The 19,413-nt window shown below is 40.3% G+C and carries 17 protein-coding genes; 10 read left to right on the forward strand and 7 right to left on the reverse strand.

All coding sequences use genetic code 11. The features are described from left to right. Positions 1-203: 203 nt before the first annotated feature. From gcvH to GQR42_RS12300, 5 genes are all read left to right on the forward strand, one after another. The gene (gene gcvH / locus GQR42_RS12280) at positions 204-599 is read left to right on the forward strand and encodes a glycine cleavage system protein GcvH (RefSeq protein ID WP_158200187.1); all 396 of its coding nucleotides are present in this window, start codon (positions 204-206) and stop codon (positions 597-599) included. A gap of 159 nt (positions 600-758) precedes the next feature. Then, a complete protein-coding gene (moeB, locus tag GQR42_RS12285; protein WP_158200188.1) occupies positions 759-1,931 on the forward strand; it encodes a molybdopterin-synthase adenylyltransferase MoeB in 1,173 nt (390 codons plus the stop codon). Positions 1,932-2,103: 172 nt separating this feature from the next. Beyond that, positions 2,104-2,685: a hypothetical protein gene (locus GQR42_RS12290; protein ID WP_158200189.1), complete on the forward strand. Its 582-nt coding sequence runs from the start codon at positions 2,104-2,106 to the stop codon at positions 2,683-2,685. 72 nt (positions 2,686-2,757) lie between these two features. Further along, complete coding sequence (locus tag GQR42_RS12295) at positions 2,758-5,511, forward strand: DNA methyltransferase (protein ID WP_158200190.1); 2,754 nt, start codon at positions 2,758-2,760, stop codon at positions 5,509-5,511. A 179-nt stretch (positions 5,512-5,690) separates the two neighbouring features. Beyond that, the gene (locus tag GQR42_RS12300; RefSeq protein ID WP_158200191.1) at positions 5,691-6,023 is read left to right on the forward strand and encodes a XisI protein; all 333 of its coding nucleotides are present in this window, start codon (positions 5,691-5,693) and stop codon (positions 6,021-6,023) included. 266 nt (positions 6,024-6,289) lie between these two features. On the opposite strand, the gene GQR42_RS12305 is transcribed toward GQR42_RS12300, so the two are convergent. Then, on the reverse strand, positions 6,290-8,710 hold the full coding sequence (locus GQR42_RS12305; RefSeq protein WP_158200192.1) for a phosphoketolase family protein: 2,421 nt from the start codon (positions 8,708-8,710) through the stop codon (positions 6,290-6,292). A 555-nt stretch (positions 8,711-9,265) separates the two neighbouring features. On the opposite strand from GQR42_RS12305, the gene gap reads away from it, so the two are divergent. The 3 genes from gap to ygfZ all read left to right on the forward strand — a co-directional run bounded on the left by gap (position 9,266) and on the right by ygfZ (position 11,959). Then, complete coding sequence (gene gap, locus GQR42_RS12310) at positions 9,266-10,300, forward strand: type I glyceraldehyde-3-phosphate dehydrogenase (protein ID WP_158200193.1); 1,035 nt, start codon at positions 9,266-9,268, stop codon at positions 10,298-10,300. A gap of 280 nt (positions 10,301-10,580) precedes the next feature. Next, positions 10,581-10,949 carry a hypothetical protein gene (locus tag GQR42_RS12315; protein WP_158200194.1) on the forward strand — a complete coding sequence of 123 codons (369 nt, stop codon included), beginning with the start codon at positions 10,581-10,583 and terminating at the stop codon, positions 10,947-10,949. After that, positions 10,946-11,959 carry a CAF17-like 4Fe-4S cluster assembly/insertion protein YgfZ gene (gene ygfZ / locus GQR42_RS12320; RefSeq protein WP_158200195.1) on the forward strand — a complete coding sequence of 338 codons (1,014 nt, stop codon included), beginning with the start codon at positions 10,946-10,948 and terminating at the stop codon, positions 11,957-11,959. Before GQR42_RS12315 ends, ygfZ begins: the two co-directional genes overlap by 4 nt. Before the next feature lie 195 nt (positions 11,960-12,154). Here the strand turns inward: ygfZ and GQR42_RS12325 are convergent, their stop codons facing one another. The 6 genes from GQR42_RS12325 to GQR42_RS12350 all read right to left on the reverse strand — a co-directional run bounded on the left by GQR42_RS12325 (position 12,155) and on the right by GQR42_RS12350 (position 16,613). Next, on the reverse strand, positions 12,155-13,813 hold the full coding sequence (locus GQR42_RS12325) for an NAD+ synthase (RefSeq protein ID WP_158200196.1): 1,659 nt from the start codon (positions 13,811-13,813) through the stop codon (positions 12,155-12,157). Between the two features lie 12 nt (positions 13,814-13,825). Further along, positions 13,826-14,554 carry an NUDIX hydrolase gene (locus tag GQR42_RS12330; protein ID WP_158200197.1) on the reverse strand — a complete coding sequence of 243 codons (729 nt, stop codon included), beginning with the start codon at positions 14,552-14,554 and terminating at the stop codon, positions 13,826-13,828. After that, positions 14,551-15,117: a nicotinate-nucleotide adenylyltransferase gene (locus tag GQR42_RS12335; protein ID WP_158200198.1), complete on the reverse strand. Its 567-nt coding sequence runs from the start codon at positions 15,115-15,117 to the stop codon at positions 14,551-14,553. The genes GQR42_RS12330 and GQR42_RS12335 overlap by 4 nt, the downstream gene beginning before the upstream one ends. Before the next feature lie 241 nt (positions 15,118-15,358). Further along, complete coding sequence (locus tag GQR42_RS12340) at positions 15,359-15,679, reverse strand: hypothetical protein (RefSeq protein WP_002793132.1); 321 nt, start codon at positions 15,677-15,679, stop codon at positions 15,359-15,361. 42 nt (positions 15,680-15,721) lie between these two features. After that, on the reverse strand, positions 15,722-16,207 hold the full coding sequence (locus GQR42_RS12345; protein ID WP_233271376.1) for a retropepsin-like aspartic protease: 486 nt from the start codon (positions 16,205-16,207) through the stop codon (positions 15,722-15,724). 169 nt (positions 16,208-16,376) lie between these two features. Then, on the reverse strand, positions 16,377-16,613 hold the full coding sequence (locus GQR42_RS12350) for a hypothetical protein (protein WP_069474846.1): 237 nt from the start codon (positions 16,611-16,613) through the stop codon (positions 16,377-16,379). A gap of 172 nt (positions 16,614-16,785) precedes the next feature. On the opposite strand from GQR42_RS12350, the gene GQR42_RS12355 reads away from it, so the two are divergent. Both GQR42_RS12355 and GQR42_RS12360 read left to right on the forward strand, forming a co-directional pair. Next, a complete protein-coding gene (locus GQR42_RS12355) occupies positions 16,786-17,199 on the forward strand; it encodes a hypothetical protein (RefSeq protein WP_158202464.1) in 414 nt (137 codons plus the stop codon). Between the two features lie 33 nt (positions 17,200-17,232). Then, entirely contained in the window at positions 17,233-19,356 is a 2,124-nt protein-coding gene (locus GQR42_RS12360) for a pentapeptide repeat-containing protein (RefSeq protein WP_158200199.1), read from the forward strand. The last annotated feature ends 57 nt before the right edge of the window (positions 19,357-19,413 follow it).

Raw genomic sequence — 19,413 nt, forward strand, 5'->3', positions numbered from 1 at the left:
TATTCCCACGCAAGTCCCTTATTGTTCCAGTGTTCCGGTGTTCCCCGATCGACCTAGACCAATTCTAGCTGTTTAATCAGGCCTCGATCGGTGTAATTAATTTTGTCTAGGTAGGGTTGGCAATAAAACAGCCCTAGCCGATGAACATTTTCCCCAAGAGATCTAGTAAACTATCTGATGCTGTAAATATTTAGAGACAGACGATGGAACTGGAATATCCCGAGGATTTGAGATACCTAGAAACCCACGAATACGTCAGACTCGAAGGTGAAATCGCTACCTTGGGAATTAGTGCTTTTGCCGTCGATCAATTGGGTGATATCGTGTTTCTGGAATTGCCCGAATTGGGAGAGGCGCTAGAATTAGGTAGTAGTTTCGGCACGATTGAATCGGTAAAAGCGGTAGAAGATCTTTATCCTCCCGTATCGGGAACCGTAGTTGATCGCAATCAAGCGATGATTGACTCCCCCGAATTAATTGCCGATGATCCCCACGGGGAGGGTTGGTTATTAAAAGTGCGGGTAGAAAATCCCGATAATGCCTTGGCTGATACCCTCTCCGCTAGTGAATACCGCGCCCAAGTAGCAGGGGAAAGTTAACTAATATTAACAACAGGGAGCCAGACCCTCACACTATCATAATCATAGAAAGAATTGAAAAAACAGGAAGCGATCGAGTCTTCCTGATTTTTGTCTCTAAACCGTGCTGAGACGAAATTCTTGCCCGAATCGAGTCAGGTTTCACTATTTACCCAATCTATGCTAAATCCTAATCTCGCGGCGATCGAACTTTCCAAAGAGGAGGTTCAACGCTACTCTCGACACATTATTCTGCCCGAAGTGGGCTTAGAAGGTCAAAAAAAACTAAAAGCCGCCAGTGTTCTCTGCATCGGCACCGGGGGACTCGGTTCCCCGCTTTTACTCTATCTAGCGGCGGCTGGCATCGGTAGAATCGGTATTGTTGACTTCGATATCGTCGATAGTTCCAATCTGCAACGTCAAATTATTCACGGCACTTCCTGGGTAGGTAAACCGAAAATTGTTTCCGCTAAGGACAGAATTCTAGAAATTAACCCCTATTGTCAGGTGGATTTGTACGAAACCCGCATAAGTTCCGAAAATGCCCTTGACATTTTAGCCCCCTATGATGTAGTCATCGACGGGACCGATAATTTCCCCACCCGTTATCTGACTAATGATGCTTGTGTTCTTCTCGACAAACCCAACGTCTATGGCTCAATTTTCCGCTTTGAAGGACAAGCAACCGTTTTTAACTACCAAGGCGGTCCCAACTACCGCGATCTCTATCCCGAACCGCCACCACCGGGGATGGTTCCCTCCTGTGCCGAAGGCGGCGTTTTAGGGGTTTTACCCGGAGTAATCGGCACAATTCAAGCCACAGAAGCCATTAAAATTATCCTCGGCGCTCCGGATACCCTCAGTGGTCGTTTACTGCTCTACAATGCTTGGGAAATGAAATTCCGTGAGTTAAAATTGCGTCCGAATCCCATCCGTCCCGTCATTGAAAAACTAATTGATTACGAACAATTTTGCGGTATTCCGCAAGCGAAGGCACAAGAAGCAGCAGAACAGCAAAAAATGACAGAAATAACCGTAGTAGAGTTAAAAGCACTAATTGACAGCGAGGCCAATGATTACATTCTCATCGATGTGCGTAATCCCAACGAGTACCAAATCGCTAATATCCCCAACTCGGTATTAATTCCCCTACCCGATATCGAAAATGGTTCGGCAATTCCCAAAATTAAGGAATTAGTCAACGGTTATCGTCTCATTGCCCATTGTAAGATGGGGGGACGTTCCGCTAAAGCCCTCGCTATCCTCAAAGAGGCAGGTATCGAAGGAATTAATGTCAAAGGTGGCATCAGCGCCTGGAGTCGCGAAGTCGATTCCTCTGTACCAGAATACTAAACTTAGCAGTCAGCCTTATCAGTTATCGGTTATCAGTGATCAGTTATCAGATGCGAGTTTTTAGTTCACTGATTACTGATTACTGTTTACTGATAACTGAACAACCCCCATTGCCCTTGAATCTGTTAAGATCAAGCCCAGTTAGCCTTAAAATCTTCGGTGTGAGCAGACCATGAAAAACCATATTAAAAAAATTGCTAGTTGGAGCGCGATCGCTACTATTTTCCTTGGCCTAGTAGAAATGAACCGAACAGCGATCGCATTTGGCAACAATAATCAATTTACTGGCTGTATCAGTCAGATTGTCGGCACGGGAGTCAGTCCCCAAGATGCTGCCAGTGCTTGTTCAGAAGCATTAATTCCCAAAGAATTATCCCGCTGTGTGGTGATGATTAAATCCAAAACCCCGATCGATGGTAATCTGGCTCTGCAAGCTTGTTTTCAAGTGCGTCGTCCCATCGACCTGGGTCACTGTGTGGTCGATATCCATCGCGCTGCCCCCTTGTTTGCCGCTAATTCCCCCAAACAAACGGAAACAGCCAAGGAACCCGATAAATTAGGGATTTCTACACAGATTTTGGATTCCTGTCGTCAAAGTTTATTACCCAGTCGCTTTTCCCAGTGCGTTATCGCTGTCAGTCGTGGTGTGGACAAAAATAACCCCTCCCAAGCTTTACAAACCTGTTTAAGTGCCGAGGATTTCCCCAGAGATCTATTCCCCAGTTATCCCCAAAATCAAGACCAGAGACCTTAATCAAGATTATTTCCACGAATGTTCCAGATTCCCTACCCAAACTCGTAGCGGGGTAGGGAGGGAATTAAAACTATGCCTTTAAGTTGGAATGAAATTAAAAATCGCGCCATCGCTTTTCAAAAAGAGTGGCAAGGAGAGACTTCAGAAAAAGCAGAATCTCAATCTTTTTGGAATGAGTTTTTTCATGTCTTTGGCATTTCACGGCGTAGGGTAGCCAGTTTTGAGCAACCGATAAAAAAAGCAGATAATAAACAGGGTTTTATTGATTTACTCTGGAAAGGAACGATTTTAGTTGAGCATAAATCGAAAGGGAAAGATTTAGAAAAAGCCACACAACAAGCTAAGGATTATTTTCCCAATTTAAAGGAACATGAGTTACCGCGTTATATTTTAGTCTCGGATTTTCAACGGTTTAAATTATATGATTTAGATTCGGGCAATCAATGGGAATTTGAATTAAATAATTTTGTTGATAACGTTCATTTATTTGATTTTATTGCGGGTTACGAAAAGCGAGTTTATAAAGACGAAGATCCCGTCAATATTCAAGCGGCCGAGTTAATGGGAAAACTTCATGATTGCCTGAAAGAAATTGGTTATATGGGGCATGATTTGGAAGTTTATCTAGTACGTTTATTATTTTGTTTATTTGCCGATGATACGGGTATTTTTAATCAGGGAATTTTCTGGGAATATATTGATCTACATACCAAAGAAGATGGCAGTGATTTGGCGATGCACATTGCTTCTATTTTTCAGATTTTGAATACACCAGAAGAAAAAAGATTAAAAAATCTCGATGAGAATTTAACTCAATTTCCCTATGTAAATGGCAAGTTATTTGAGGAGTCGTTACCTTTAGCGGCTTTTGATAGCAAGATGCGAGTCATGTTATTAGAAGCTTGTGCTTTTGATTGGGGAAAAATTTCTCCTGCTATTTTTGGCTCTATGTTTCAAGCGGTAATGAATCCAAAAGAACGACGCAATTTAGGGGCGCATTATACCTCCGAGAAGAACATTCAAAAGGTGATTAAACCCTTATTTTTAGATGATTTACACAGAGAATTTGAGAAGATTAAAGGCAATCGCCATAAATTACTAGAATTTCACAAAAAGATTGCTAATTTATATTTTCTTGATCCTGCCTGTGGTTGCGGCAATTTTTTAATTATTACCTATCGTGAGTTACGGGATTTAGAGATTTTAGTATTACAGGAATTAAATAAAACGGGACAGTTAGTAACAGATATTAGTACCATTATTCAGGTAGATGTTAATCAGTTTGCTGGTATTGAATACGATGAGTTTGCGGTAAGAGTTGCTGAGGTGGCGATGTGGTTAATTGATCATCAGATGAATATTAAGGTTAGTAATACTTTTGGTCAGTATTTTGTGCGTTTACCGTTGAAGAAAGCGGCAAAGATTGTTAATGGAAATGCTTTGCGGATTGATTGGGAGGAAGTTATATCAAAAGAGAAGCTCAATTTTATTTTAGGAAATCCTCCTTTTGTGGGGAAACAGTTACAAAATGCCCACCAAAAGGCTGACATGAATCATGTTTTAGGAGACGTTAAAGGAGCAGGTGTTTTAGATTATGTGACGGCATGGTATATTAAAGCAGCTGAATTTATTCAAAATAGTTTAATTCGTTGCGCTTTAGTTAGCACAAATTCTATTTCTCAGGGCGAACAAGTTGGGATTCTTTGGCAAGAGCTTTATCAAAAATATAAAATTAAAATTCATTTTGCCCATCGAACTTTTAGCTGGAGTAATGAAGCAAAAGGAAACGCCGCAGTTCATTGTGTTATTATTGGTTTTGGTCTAGAAGATATTGACAATAAACGCATTTTTGATTATGCTGATATTAAAGGTGAACCAACAGAAAGAAGGGTTAAAAATATTAATCCATATTTAACAGAGGGAAATGATTTAATCATTTTAAAGAAAATAAAACCTATTTGTAATGTGCCTGAAATGCTTAAAGGTAGCCAACCTACTGATGGTGGTAATCTTTTAATGACTAACGAAGAAAAAGAAGAGTATCTTAAACAAGAACCTGACGGCGAAAAATTTATTAAACCTTTTATTTCTGCTGATGAATTTCTGAATAATAAAAGACGCTGGTGTTTTTGGTTAACAGAAATACAGCCTAAAGAATTGAAGCAGTTACCCCTATTATTAAAAAGAGTAGAAGCTGTTAAAGAAATGCGTTTAGCTAGTTCTAAGCCTGCAACAGTTAAATGGGCGCAGTTCCCAACATTATTTACTGAAAATAGGCAACCTGAAACTGATTATGTATTAGTACCTAGAGTTTCATCAGAAAATAGAAAATATATTCCGATGGGCTTTTTTAATAAAAACATAATAGTTAGTGATACCTGTATTGCAATTCCAAGTGGGAATATTTATCATTTTGGTATCTTAACTTCAGAAATGCACATGACTTGGGTTAAATATGTTTGCGGACGATTAAAAAGTGATTACCGTTATTCAAACACCATCGTTTATAATAACTACCCCTTTCCTGAAAATATCACCGACAAACAAAAACAAACCGTCGAAACTTGCGCTCAAGCTGTGCTAGATACAAGGGTAAAATATCCCGATAGTAGTCTTGCGGATTTATACGACCCTTTAACCATGCCTCCTGACCTGATCAAAGCTCACCAAAAACTTGACAAAGCCGTTGATTTGTGTTATCGTCCCCAACCTTTCACCAGTGAATTAAACCGTATTGAATACCTCTTTGAACTCTACGAAAAATTAACCGCTCCCCTACTCCCTACCAGCAAACAAAAACCCGCGAAAAGAAAAAATCCTCAATAACAGTCAACAGTGGAACAAACTGATATAATAAAAATGCCAGTAAAAGATATTTATCATGATACCGTGAGAACTGCCCTAGAGAAAGAAGGCTAGACAATTACCCATGATCCACTAATTATTCGCTGGGGAAAACGATTAAAATTATTGATTTTTGACGAAATTGAGGAGGTTATTTTAAGATGGATAGTTTAAAAATGAGACAAATTATTATTGAATCTCTGCGTTATTATGCAAACTTGCGCTATGCTACTGGTGAGGTAAACCGACTCCAAATTATTGACAAAGACTCTGATAACTATCTAATTCTCTTAGAAGGTTGGGATAACCGCGAAAGAGTACATGGCTGTTTACTTCATTTACAAATTATTAACGGTAAAATCTGGATACAACCAGACGGAACTGAAGACGGTATTGCCGCTGATTTATTAGCCGCCGGTATTCCTGAGGAGCAAATTGTCCTTGTCTTTAAACCCGAACATATTCGACCCTATACTGAATTTGCTCTAAAATAGTACAGTAAAATGCCCTTGTATTTCTCTGTCTGACTTCTCACCTAATAACGGTTAACAGTGGAAAAAACTGATAACTAATAACTGATAACTGAAGCTAGTTTCTACTTAGCCTAGGGCGTTGCTGAATCAAGCTCTGAATGCTAATTGTGCATCCTATCCACAAGTTAGCCTAGTCCTAGGTTTGAAAAATTGCCTAGAGGACAATTCCTACTTAAAATCAGCAACGCCAAATTATCATCACCTAAACCACTTTCTAGCCTAATTAATTAATAGGGCCATTTCCAGTTAGTAATCTCGTCCTTATCGATACCATTGGTAAAAGCATAATCGAGGTTGTCGATAATGGCATTTTTCATGCGTTCTTTCACATGACCGGCAGCAGAACCTAATTTCGGCACGCGATCAATGACATCAATTACTAAATGAAAACGATCAACTTGGTTACGAATCGCTAATTCTAGGGGAGTATTAATATTCCCTTCTTCTTTGTAACCGCGCACATGAATACGTTCTTGATTGCTGCGACGGTAGGTAAGTTTATGAATCAGCCAAGGATAACCGTGGAAATTGAAGATAATTGGCTTATCGGTGGTAAATAAGCTATCAAAATCCCGTTCCGATAAACCATGAGGGTGTTCACTTTCCGACTGTAATTTAAACAGATCAACCACGTTGATAAAGCGAACTTTTAAGTAAGGGAATTCCTCCCGCAGAATTGCCGTTGCCGCTAAAGATTCTTTAGTGATAATATCGCCACAGCAAGCCATAATTACATCCGGTTCATCGGGATTTGTGCCGTCATCATCGTTACTTGCCCAATCCCAAATACCGATACCTTTGGTGCAGTGTTTAATTGCTTCTTCAATGGTCAAGTATTGCAGGTGTTTCTGTTTATCAGCAACGATAATATTAGTGTAATCCTTGCTCTTGAGACAGTGATTAGCCACACTTAATAAACAGTTACCATCGGGGGGAAGATAAACCCGCACCACGTCGGCACTTTTATTGGTGACTAAATCGATAAAACCGGGGTCTTGGTGACTAAAGCCATTGTGATCCTGCCGCCAAACCACCGAGGATAATAACAGATTCCAAGAGGAAACAGAAGCGCGCCAAGGCACATGATTTTTGCAGATATCGAGCCATTTAGCGTGTTGGTTGAACATGGAATCGATAACGTGGGCAAAAGCCTCGTAGGAGTGAAATAAACCGTGACGACCGGATAATAAATAACCCTCTAACCAACCGACTAAAGTATGTTCACTCAGCATCTCCATCACACGACCATCGGGAGATAATTGGCTACCATCTAAATCCTCTGGATAGGTATCAGCTAACCAAGCTTTTTTAGTCACTTCATAGAGAGCCGCTAAACGATTAGAAGCAGTTTCATCGGGACCAAAAACGCGAAAATTAGTCATATTATTTCGCATTACATCTCGCAAAAACACCCCCATCACTCCCGTATTTTCTGCTTCCACTTGGCCCGGATGGGTGACAGCCACGGCATATTGACGAAAATCGGGCATTTTTAGGTCTTTACGCAGCAATCCGCCATTAGCGTGCGGATTAGCACTCATGCGACGATGACCAATAGGAGCGAGTTCTTTAAATTCCGGCTTAAATTTACCCGTGGTATAGTCAAATAATTCCTCCGGGTTATAGCTTTTCATCCACTCCTCTAATTTTCTCAAGTGGTCGGGGTTTTCGTGCATAGCACCCATGGGGACTTGGTGAGCGCGCCAGAATCCTTCTACTTTATGACCATCAACGTTTTTCGGACCTGTCCAACCCTTAGGGGACCGGAGGATAATCATCGGCCAGGGGTAGCGTTTAGCAACTCCCGTGCTGCGAGCTTCCTGTTGATAGGAGCGAATCTGATTGATACAGTGTTCTAGGGTAGCGGCCATTTTTTGATGGCAGTGGAGCAGGTCTTCATCTTCCTTGCATTCGACGATGTAGGGAGTGTAACCGTAACCAACAAAGAGACTTTCTAACTCGTGGGTCGAAATACGGGAGAGAATGGTGGGATTAGCGATTTTATAACCGTTTAAGTTTAAAATTGGCAGTACCGCACCATCGCGAATCGGGTTAAGGAATTTATTCGAGTGCCATGCGGTGGCAAGGGGACCGGTTTCTGCTTCCCCATCACCAACGACCACGGCCGTAATCAGGTCGGGATTGTCAAAAACAGAACCGTAGGCATGGGAAACACTATAACCTAGTTCGCCGCCCTCATGGATAGAACCAGGAGTTTCGGGGGTGACATGACTACCGATGTGACCGGGAAAAGAAAATTGTTTAAAGAATTTTTGTAATCCTTCCTCGTCTTCACTTTTATCGGGGTAAATTTCCGAATAGGTTCCTTCTAGATAAACCGGACCGAGTACCCCCGGCGCTCCATGGCCAGGACCGGCCATAAAAATCACATCGAGGTCGTATTTTTTGATTAAACGGTTGAGGTGAACGTAGGTAAAACTTAAGGCCGGACTTGCTCCCCAGTGACCAAGTAAGCGATACTTAACGTGTTCGGGTTTAAGATGTTCCTTGAGCAGGGGATTATCGCGCAGATAAATCATACCTACAGCTAAATAGTTACAAGCGCGCCAATAGGCATGGGTTTTATAGAGTTCGTCTTGAGAAAGGGGATTTTGTTCTGTTAAGGGTCTTTCTGGTGCGAATACCATGAATATTTCTCCGATATCTATGAAGGATGAGATTAAGAGAGTTGATAGACAATTTCTCCAGATTATCGAGAAGGTCAACTCTCGGCCGGTTTTCAAACTGTAATCAAGAGTCTAACCTTTTGGGGCGCAAAAAACTATTAAAATAAACTATATTTTGCTGATCTGGCTTGGCTAATTTATGTCAGTTGGACGGCGTTTTTAAATGGCTTTTAAAGGAAAATTAATGTCTTCTTAACTTAGAGAGCAATAAATTCTCGAAAAACTTTTAATGATTTTTTAATGTCAACTTTTCCCAAAATACTATAGGATTACACCCTAGTTTGTCGGGAAGAGCCTAATTAGGCTTTCTCGATGCCGGTGGTGGGGACTACTAGGATAGCAAATTTATTATTTTTTATCTTGGAAGCACTGAAACTTAAAATCTTTCTATACTTCATCTAGCGATCAACAAAAGCTGATTAGCATATATAGTGATTCTCTACAGGCCAATCAATTCTCAAATTATTTTTTCTTGATCGTGCCTAAGCTTATCGCAGCTGCAAAGGAGTTTTTTTCATGACAAAAGTAAGAGTCGCTATCAACGGATTCGGTCGTATCGGTCGCCTCGTTTTTAGGGCGGGTATCCAAAATCCTGATTTCGAGTTTGTTGGTATTAATGATCTCGTCCCCTCCGATAATATTGCCTATCTGCTCAAATACGACTCCACCCACGGACGTTTTCAGGGTACGGTAGAAGCGAAAGAAGATGGCATCGTCGTGGATGGTAAGTTTATCCCCTGTTACTCGATTAAAGACCCCGCTCAACTGCCCTGGGGTGCAACCGGGGCCGATTATGTGGTTGAGTCCACCGGTTTATTTACCACCGCGGAAGGAGCAGCAAAACACCTAGAAGCAGGGGCCAAACGGGTAGTTATCTCCGCACCCACCAAAGATCCCGACAAAGTTCGTACTATTGTACTAGGTGTTAACGATGATGAATACGATCCCGCTAAGGATCTGATCGTCTCTAACGCTAGTTGTACCACCAATTGTTTAGCCCCGATCACCAAAGTTATTAACGATAACTTCGGACTAGCGGAAGGATTAATGACCACAGTACACTCGATGACCGCCACTCAACCCACCGTGGATGGTCCATCGAAAAAAGATTGGCGCGGTGGTCGCGGCGCGGGTCAAAATATTATCCCCTCCTCCACGGGGGCAGCCAAAGCAGTAACCCTAGTTATTCCTTCTCTAAAAGGCAAATTAACCGGTATGGCCTTCCGTGTGCCAACTCCCAACGTTTCGGCGGTGGATTTAACCTTTAAAACCGAAAAAGCCACCAGTTACGAGGAAATCTGCGCCGCGATGAAGGCCGCCAGCGAAGGACCAATGAAAGGTATCCTCGGTTATACCGATGAGGAAGTGGTATCGAGTGACTTTATCACCGACCCCCGTTCCAGTATCTTTGATGCTAAAGCTGGCATTCAACTTAATGCCAATTTCTTTAAGGTCGTCTCTTGGTACGATAACGAGTGGGGTTATTCCTGCCGGATGTTAGACCTGATGAAAATGATGGCAGCTAAGGAAGCAGTCCTAGTAACAGCCTAAATCAGTTATCAGTTATCAGTAATCAGTAACCAGTGAACAGTAAACAGTAACCAGTGAAAAGACAGCACTGTTAATGCCATGAGACATCTCCAAGAGTGAAACAAAATAGTTCTATGGCTGAAATGTATGTCTTTGTCTATTTAATATTGCTCACTTAATAAGTAGGTGGGTGTTAAAAATTGTCAGATCCCCCCTTATCAAGGGTGGCAGGGGTATCCCCCCACTTAATACTCAAATCTGATCACTGATAACTGATCACTGATCACTGATAACTGATAAGATGAATCCAAAATTTAAAGATATTACCGCTTGGGAACAGGCACAATTATTAATGCAACCTGCATTTATTCGGGTGCTGGATAATCTGCGTAAACAGTTAGAAAATTCCCTCTGGAAAGGAACCTATACAGAAATTCAAGATCCCTATCCCAGTTATCTGCTCTGTTTGACTTATCTCGATCGCTCCGTTACTGTAAATATTTGGGAACTTTGTTTTCAAGTCTGTTTTCTCGATTATCCCACCGATGAGGGAGAGACCGTCACCATCGATACCAGTCTCCTCGACCCCACCGGTGAACTAGATTGGCAGAGTTTGGAAACGAAAACCGAGCGTATTATTAACCGATTATTCGCTAATTTACCGCAATGAAAGCAGAGTTAGAAACGATCAAGGCAGAGTATGCCGCTAATTTTCTGAAAAATTACAGTAATGACCCCCAAAGTTTAGCATCCCAAACAATTTTAATCGATCGCTCCGATTGGGGTTTATTAGAATTAAAAGGCCAAGACCGACTGCGTTTTCTCCACAATCAAACCAGTAACGCTATCGATCGCCTGAAACCGGGTCAGGGTTGTGAGACAATTTTCCTTAACTCTACCGGTCGTACCCTCGATTTTGTCACAGTTTACGCCAGCGATGATTCCCTCCTCATCCTCGTTTCTCCCCCACGTCGTCAATTTTTACTGGAATTGATCGATCGCTATATTTTCCCCTTCGATAAGGTGGAAATTAGCGACTTAACCGATAATTTTGGCATTTTCACCCTAATTGGTACTGAAAGCGGGCAATACCTGCAAAAAATCGCCATTCCAGAGCAGATTTTAACGGGGGTGCAGCATAGTCATTATCTCCTTTCTGACCCCCCCCTAAGACTGGCCGTCGGCACCGGCTTAGACCTACCCGGATATACTTTAATCGTTGCCGCCGCCGAAGCAGGTTCCCTCTGGGAAAATTTAATAAAAAATGGCGTTATTCCCGCAGATGCACAGGTGTGGGAATACCTGAGAATCCATCAGGGCCGACCGGCTGTCGATCAAGAATTAACCGAAGATTATAACCCTTTAGAGGCCGGTTTATGGCGAGCGATCGTTTTTGATAAGGGTTGTTATATTGGTCAAGAAACTATCGCCCGTCTCAACACCTATAAAGGCGTAAAACAAAGACTTTGGGGCATAAAACTCAGCCAACCCGTCCCTAGCAATACCCCGATTATTTTAGAAGCGCAAAAAGTCGGTTTACTCACCAGTGTGCTGGAGAATTTTGGCTTGGGTTATGTGAAAACAAAAGCGGGAGGAGAGGGTTTAAAAGTACAAATCGGCGAGGCAACAGGAGAATTAATCCCTTTACCCTTCCTCTCTCACGAATACCCCTTTCAGTGAACAGTGAACAGTAAACAGTAATCAGTAATCAGTAAACAGTAAACAGTGAAAAGACAGTAGGAAACTTCTATTTAACACTGCTCACTTGAAAACTCAAATCTGATAACTGATAACTGATAACTGATAACTGATAACTGATAACTAATAACTGATAACTAATAACTAATAACTGATAACTGATAACTGAAAAAGTCCCTAACCCCAGCGACTAGCGATGGGCATTCGCCAACCAGTGCCAAAAGCGCGATCGCTAATTTTTAGACCTGGGGGAGCTTGTTTGCGCTTAAATTCGGCATTTTTAACTAATTTAATCACTTTCTGCACAATTTCAGGCTCAAAACCGGCGGCGATAATTTGTTGGGCGGATTGATGGCGATCGATTAATAGTGCTAAAATAGCATCTAAAATCTCGTAGGGAGGCAAAGAATCTTGATCCTTCTGATTGGGTTTTAATTCAGCACTAGGAGCTTTATTAATCACATTGAGGGGAATAATTTCCCCGTGCCGATTTAACCAGCGACAGAGGGAATAAACCCTGGTTTTCGGCACATCAGCAATCACTGCTAAACCACCATTCATATCACCGTAAAGGGTGCAATATCCCACCGCCATTTCTGATTTATTGCCAGTGGATAATAGTAAATGACCGAATTTATTAGAGAGAGCCATTAATAAATTACCGCGAATGCGTGACTGAAGATTTTCTTCAGCAATACCGAAATCAGTCCCAGCAAAAAGACCATCTAAAAGTTGATCATAAGCTGTCATAATTTCTTTAATTGCTAACTTCTCACTTTTGATACCTAAATTATTAACTAAAGCCACTGCATCGCTAATGGAATGGTCGGAACTATAGGGAGAAGGCATCATCACAGCGAGAACATTTTCTTTACCTAATGCGTCGGTGGCAATAGCGGCAACTAAACTGGAATCAATGCCACCACTCAAGCCAAAAATTACCCGTTTAAAACCGCATTTCTGCACATAATCTCGCACTCCTAAGACTAAAGCTCGATAAATTTCCTCATCTTCATCGACGGGTAAAGGATGAATAACTGCGGGTAACAAATCTTGATTAAACTCGATCAATTCTAGGCTAGAAGTAAATGCTTGGGCGCGATAAATCACTTCTCCTTGTCTGTTAAAAGCAACGCTATCACCATCAAAAATTAAATCATCATTACCCCCCACTTGATTGACATAAACTATAGGTAAATTATATCTAGTGGCACTATGGGATAATAAAGATTCTCGCAATTTTTGCTTACCGACACTGTAGGGAGAAGCGGAAAGATTAACGATTAAATCCACTTCCAAATTAGCTAAATCGGCGATGGGATTAACCGCGTATTGACGCTGACCCCAAAATTGTTCATCATTCCAAACATCTTCACAGATAGTCACACCGATTTTACAATTATTTTCTGTTAGTTGAAAATATTGACTTTCTTTCCCAGAAGCAAAGTAACGATCCTCATCAAAAACATCGTAGGTAGGCAATAAACGCTTGGTAAAAATTTGTTTAATCTCTTGACTTTTTAACAAAGCTATGCTATTAAATAACGGCTTTTCTCCCCGGACCGTTGCTGAGGAATTTTTTTCGACAAAACCGACTAATACAGCTAATTTTTCTGGTAATTGTTGGGACAATAATTGCAATTGTCGAGACATTTTCTCAACAAAACCCAGATTTAATAATAAGTCTCTGGGAGGATAACCACAGAGGGATAATTCTGGGGTTAAAAGTAATTCCGCTCCCCGATTAAATGCCGTTTGAGCAGCCTCTAAAATTCTTTGGGCATTTCCTTCGATATCTCCAACAATGGGATTTAATTGAGCGATAGCAATTCTCATATTTTTTCCTATTTAAACAAAAACTAACGGTTGCTCTTTAAAGGGAGCAAAAGCTTCTTCATCAAAGCGATATAAACTAGCAGGACGACCAGCACCACGAGAGACTTTTAAACCCATATCTTTGAGAAATCCTAATTTCAAGAGCCGATTTCTGAAGTTAGAATAATCACTAAAATTTTTACCTAAAATTGTCTCATAAAATTGATAAAGATCATTTAAAGTAAATAATTCTGGTAAAACCTCAAAAGCGACGGGACTATATTCTACTTTATTGCGTAATCTTCGCCAGCCATATTCTAAAATTTGACCGTGATTAAAGGCTAAATTTGGCACTTTATCAATCATATACCAAGTGATATTATAATCCCGTTCAGTGATTAATTTTGCTGCTTCAAACCGCACTAAAGCGAAGTAACTCACCGATAGATAACGTTTCCCAAAACTCTCGGCCGCTGCCGGGAAATCTCCCTCTGGACTGCCAAAAGTATATAACTGTTCTAGATAGAGATTATTGACGCTAATTTTCTCGGCTAAAATTCGATAGGCTGCCGTTTCCAGTGATTCCCCATTTCTCACTAAAGTTCCGGGTAAACTCCAGTAATTACTAAAGGGTTCTTCCCGTCGTTTAATCAGAAGCACCAGCAGCCGATTTAATTGGGTATCAACGGAAAAGATCACGTTATCAACTCCGACTTTAAAATCAGCTAGAGATTTATTAACTAGGGTATTTAGCGGTTTCATGCGTAAAGTTTTTGACCTTCGATATAATCTTTAATCGGTGCAGGAACAGCCTGTTTATCGCCTTTTTCTCGATAATCTGTTGAGGATACAGCTGGAGCAAATACATCGGCAATCAGACAATCACCTCCTAATTTTTCCAGTTGTTCAATATCATCTTGATTAATAGGATAGCCGGGACGAGGAATCACGAGAATTTTGACTTTTTCTAGTAATTCTTGGCTGCGATACCAGTGCCTAATTTGTCCGGCTAAATCCGAACCAATGACTAGGGTATATTCCTCCTGTTCTCCCCAAATTGCTTGCGCTTTTTCTACACTAATTAAACTACGTCGATCGCTTAATTCTCGTCGCAGTTGTATATTATCTCTTGGGGTTTGAATATCCCCGATGAGCAAATTTAACATCCTCAGACGATGTTCGAGACTGGTTTGATGATTTTTAAAGGGATTATCGGCAGCCCAAACCGCAACGATATCGTACTGTTCCGATAACCATTTTAGTATGGCTTGATGACCGGCAGTGGGAGGATCGGCACTGGTTCCAAAAAGGGCAATTTTAAGCATAGGATTCAATTGCTTGCTCACTGAGGGATTAGTTTAAGTCTGCTCAAGCTTGGCAAAGATTAACTTCTCCCCATTATAGTTGATTTTACCAAAATAGGGCAAGAGGATCAGTAATCTCCTGCAAAAGTAAGTTATCGAGTCGCTATCGGGTGAAAATATCTAAAACCCCGGATAAATTTGACATAATCTTAGGTTTTACGAATAGGATAGTTATCTCTTATCTTTTGTCTCCTATCGCTGTTCATTCTTTTTTCGGTGATATTTTAAGTTTTGCTGTAAATTTGACTCCAAATTCCATTCCCAACTCTAATTCAGCCTCCCATTCGAGATTCCGTTTTTTGCAAGCATTATTAAACTCATCATGAACTTTATCAATCAACTGGCTTAAGTCATCAATTGCCTGCTCAGGATCGATGAAGAGTGGAGCTAAAATCACCGACTCATCTTCACTCTCGCCAGATTTTTCAGTATTTCGACTCAGATCATCTCGTTGTACAAAAACGATTTTAGGTTCTAAGGAAACAATTTTGAGTTTTTGAGTTGGCTGGAGATTATCAGACACTTAATCTTTCCTAAATCTTGATGAATAATAGAGGAAACCACGTTAAAGCGAAATAAATAGCTTTTCTAGTTTAATAGTTTTTTGAGGATAATCAATGATTACCTTTAATTCTTTGAGAATGTCCCCTCCTAAAATCCCATCAATATAGTATTTTGAGAATACTCCCGGAAGAGAGCCAAAAAGAACTTCTGTTTCGCTAAACAAAATAGAACCTATTTCCAGTCTATCAAGCCTAGCAGTCCTATACCAAGAACTACCCGTTACACCACTTCCCCTAGCAGATGATTGAGATGTAGGTAAATCTAGAAAGTCTAATAAATCTGGATGAAAGACAGTCCCCTGTGACCCCGTATCGAGTAAGACATTAACCGTTCTTCGGTTGTCGTTAAACTCAACAGTGACTGCAATCACCCACATAGACAATCTTTCAAGATTGTGGTCTCCCTGAAATGTATGTTCAACGACAATGACGGCCATGTAGAGTAAAGATGATGGAGCAAGGATAAAAGCTGTAGCGTTGATAGCCAAGAGGCTCTTCTAGGTTCTGTGTGATCAGTTTAACTTACCATAGAAGCGATCGATCTTTGTGTCCTTTGTGTCTTTGTGGTTCGTTCCACCCCCTCGCTAGGAAGAATGTATCTTATGAATACATTTTACCCACCAAATCCAAGAGAGCCGCCAAGACTCGTTATCAACTTTAAGCAACTTTACTTCCGTCAACAAGACCTGTATAAAACAAATATAAGTCTCCCTTCAGATGTTTAGTCTCTTGTATCAGCTTACTTTTATCATCTGAATACCCAATAACCTTACCTTTCTCTGGCCAGCCATATTTGTCGCACCCAGTGATCTCTACGACCACCCATTGATCGGGGTAATAGGATGAGACATCGGCTATACTCAAATCTTCTGTTTTGTGGCTAAGTGTCTTCATGTCCGAGTTTGTGGCTTCTAACAGGCTCCCCTCTAAAATATATCCATTAGAGATAAGAGGTCAACCAACAATTGTTGCAAAGCTAAACCAACAATTGTTGCTATCATTAAACAATAATTGTTGGTACTCCATTTCAAAATATGCTAACTAGCTCGAAAGTACAGCCATGAAGATGCTCTCGTCAACTCTCCCATCACTATGCGATGCCCAAAAGCAGGCAAGAAACTGTGGTTTGGATATACCCAAGCTAGAAGCTTTGTTGAAAAAAATCGAACCCTTATCTGATAAATATAAGGGGATATTTTATCTGGCGGCTGCAGGACTTTATTCCGCCGATGACTTGGCTAAAATGTTCAATCATAGCCAAAGAAATCTAAACGCGGATTTCAACAAAAATCTAGGATCCCATCTTAAGGATTACCTTGAGTTAGATGACAGTGAGCGTCTGGGAATTACCTCTCTAAGAAGAATTCTTTTCAGGAACGGTTATTGCGTCATTGAAGATATTTTGACAACTAGATACGCAGAAAATTCGGAATTAGAACGATCTGCCTCATACACAATTAGTACAGAATCAGACCACTGAAAACTAGCGCATTTTTGAGGAGATTAATTTCAAATGAAAACTGAAAATTTATTGGACGTAACAAAATTGGCCAGTGGCCATCTTGACACAAGTGATGTATTGGTATTGTTAGCTCAACTAAAAAATGAAAAGGATAGAGATCGCCGGGCGGAGATTATCAGAACAATAGGACAATACTATAATCCTGAATCTCAAGCAACTCAAATCTCTGAGCTTCAAGTAATAAAAACGCTTTTAGATTTGGGAAATGATGTAGGTTCTGATGATTTTTTTAAATACGAAATTAAGCTTAGTTTGCATAAAATTTCGTACAAAATTGCTGCTCACTCTGATGTAGATATTGACTTTTTTCTCAAAAATCTAGCAATATTTCAATCCCAAGATAACAATTCTCAAGCTCCAAAAGTATTAATTGATGCTGATCTGATTGAAGAGTTTTTATTACGAAATCAGACGACTCTTAACAGGGAAGCTACTAGGGTTATGGGACTTGTTTTAGAGGGAAAAATTAATCCTTACATCGGCGAAATAGGATTAATCAAAATTTGGCATAATATCAAAAATCTGAAATCTCAAGAATATGCCAATCGTTCGATCATTGAACTTCTGAGTAAGATTAACGTCGGCCAAGTTAACTTGAAAGACATTGACCTAGAAAAATATCCCAACGTTAACTTAAAAACGGCAATTCAAGTTGAGATTGCCAGAAAGTATAGCCTAGCAGGTATTATCACCATCAGAGATCGAGAATTCATTGCCAGTGGATATCCTTTTGTGGGTTCCCCTTCCTTATTCTTACAGTTTTTAGGGGAAGATACCTCGCCGGCATCTATCGAAAGAACTCTCAAAAATCTCGGTAAAGCGGCAATGGAAAATGAACAAGTAAAACTCAATCGGCTTTTAGAGAATGAATTTCAACAAAACTTATTCTTTGAAGATAATCTCGTTCTCTTTCAAGGCTGGAAAATTGAGAACTTTGAAATTCTCTATGCTAACAACAATTTAACTTCTGCGACAGTTATCCTATGTAATACAAAAACCCAAGAGCGTTACACTGAATCGGCCTTTAAAAAAGGTTCAGTAGATGCACTTTGTACTGCTTTTGATGAGGCTCTAGCTCATTTAGTTGAAATTAAACATCACCTTAAATCTATCTATGTGGCTAACTTGACACCGGGTAAACAAGGAGCCACAACTGTCAAGGCGGTGGTTGAGTATGATGGTAAAGAAGTGATTACTATCCACACCCATGAAAATATTCTCAAGGCTTATTTTTTCGCCTACGTCAAAGCGATGATTGCCGTTTATGCACCCGATGAATATCACCCCGATATTGATAGCACAAAAGAATTGACATATTTGTACAAAATTGGCGAACGAGATTTTCGGGGACTGAATTTCAGCCAAGTCAATTTAATGGATGGTGAGGCCAATCTTTCCGATGCAAAATTGATGGGATGTAACTTCAGTCAGGCTAATCTTTCGATGGTTAATTTAACTAATGCTGATTTAACAGGAGCCGATTTAAGTCATGCCAATTTGACCGATGTTAAATTAGATGAAAATAATCTAACCCTCCTTGATGGCACAATTTTGACTAACACAATTATGCCTGAAATTAACATTGAAATTAGCGGCGAATCCCGTTTAGAAAAGGTTGCTCAACTACTCAAACACATTGATCCTCAAAGTGAATCTCGAATCTTGGCTATTCACTCCATGACAGATTCCATCTGGTGGGATAATCCTCTTGGTCAAAAATTCTGGGAAGTTAACAAAGAACTAATAAAAAGGGAGATTTCTATTCAACGAGTCTTTATTCTTCCTGAAGTTCCGACTCAAAAGCATTTACAAGTGATTCAGGAACAACTTAACTCTGGCATAAAAGTTGCTTGTATTTGTCATGAAAAAGCTAAAGATATTCAAGAATATTATTGGCATAATACCAACCTATTGATTAGCGAAAACTTATCTGTGCCAAGAAATTCTTTTACAGCGAGAAGAATTATGAATGGTCAAACAGAATCAGGTTATATTTCCTATCAAACAAGAGTTGTAGAGACAGATAAAAGTCTCTTTAACGCTCTATGGGAAAAATCCGAAAAACTCCCAACTCAAGCTAATCTTCAGGAACAATTAGCAAACCTGAATACCTGACAGGGTAAGCGCATCTTAACAATACTTGACAAAATGAACTTTATCTCGGTTGTCAAC

The organism is Microcystis aeruginosa FD4 (assembly GCF_009792235.1).
Taxonomy (GTDB): domain Bacteria; phylum Cyanobacteriota; class Cyanobacteriia; order Cyanobacteriales; family Microcystaceae; genus Microcystis; species Microcystis viridis.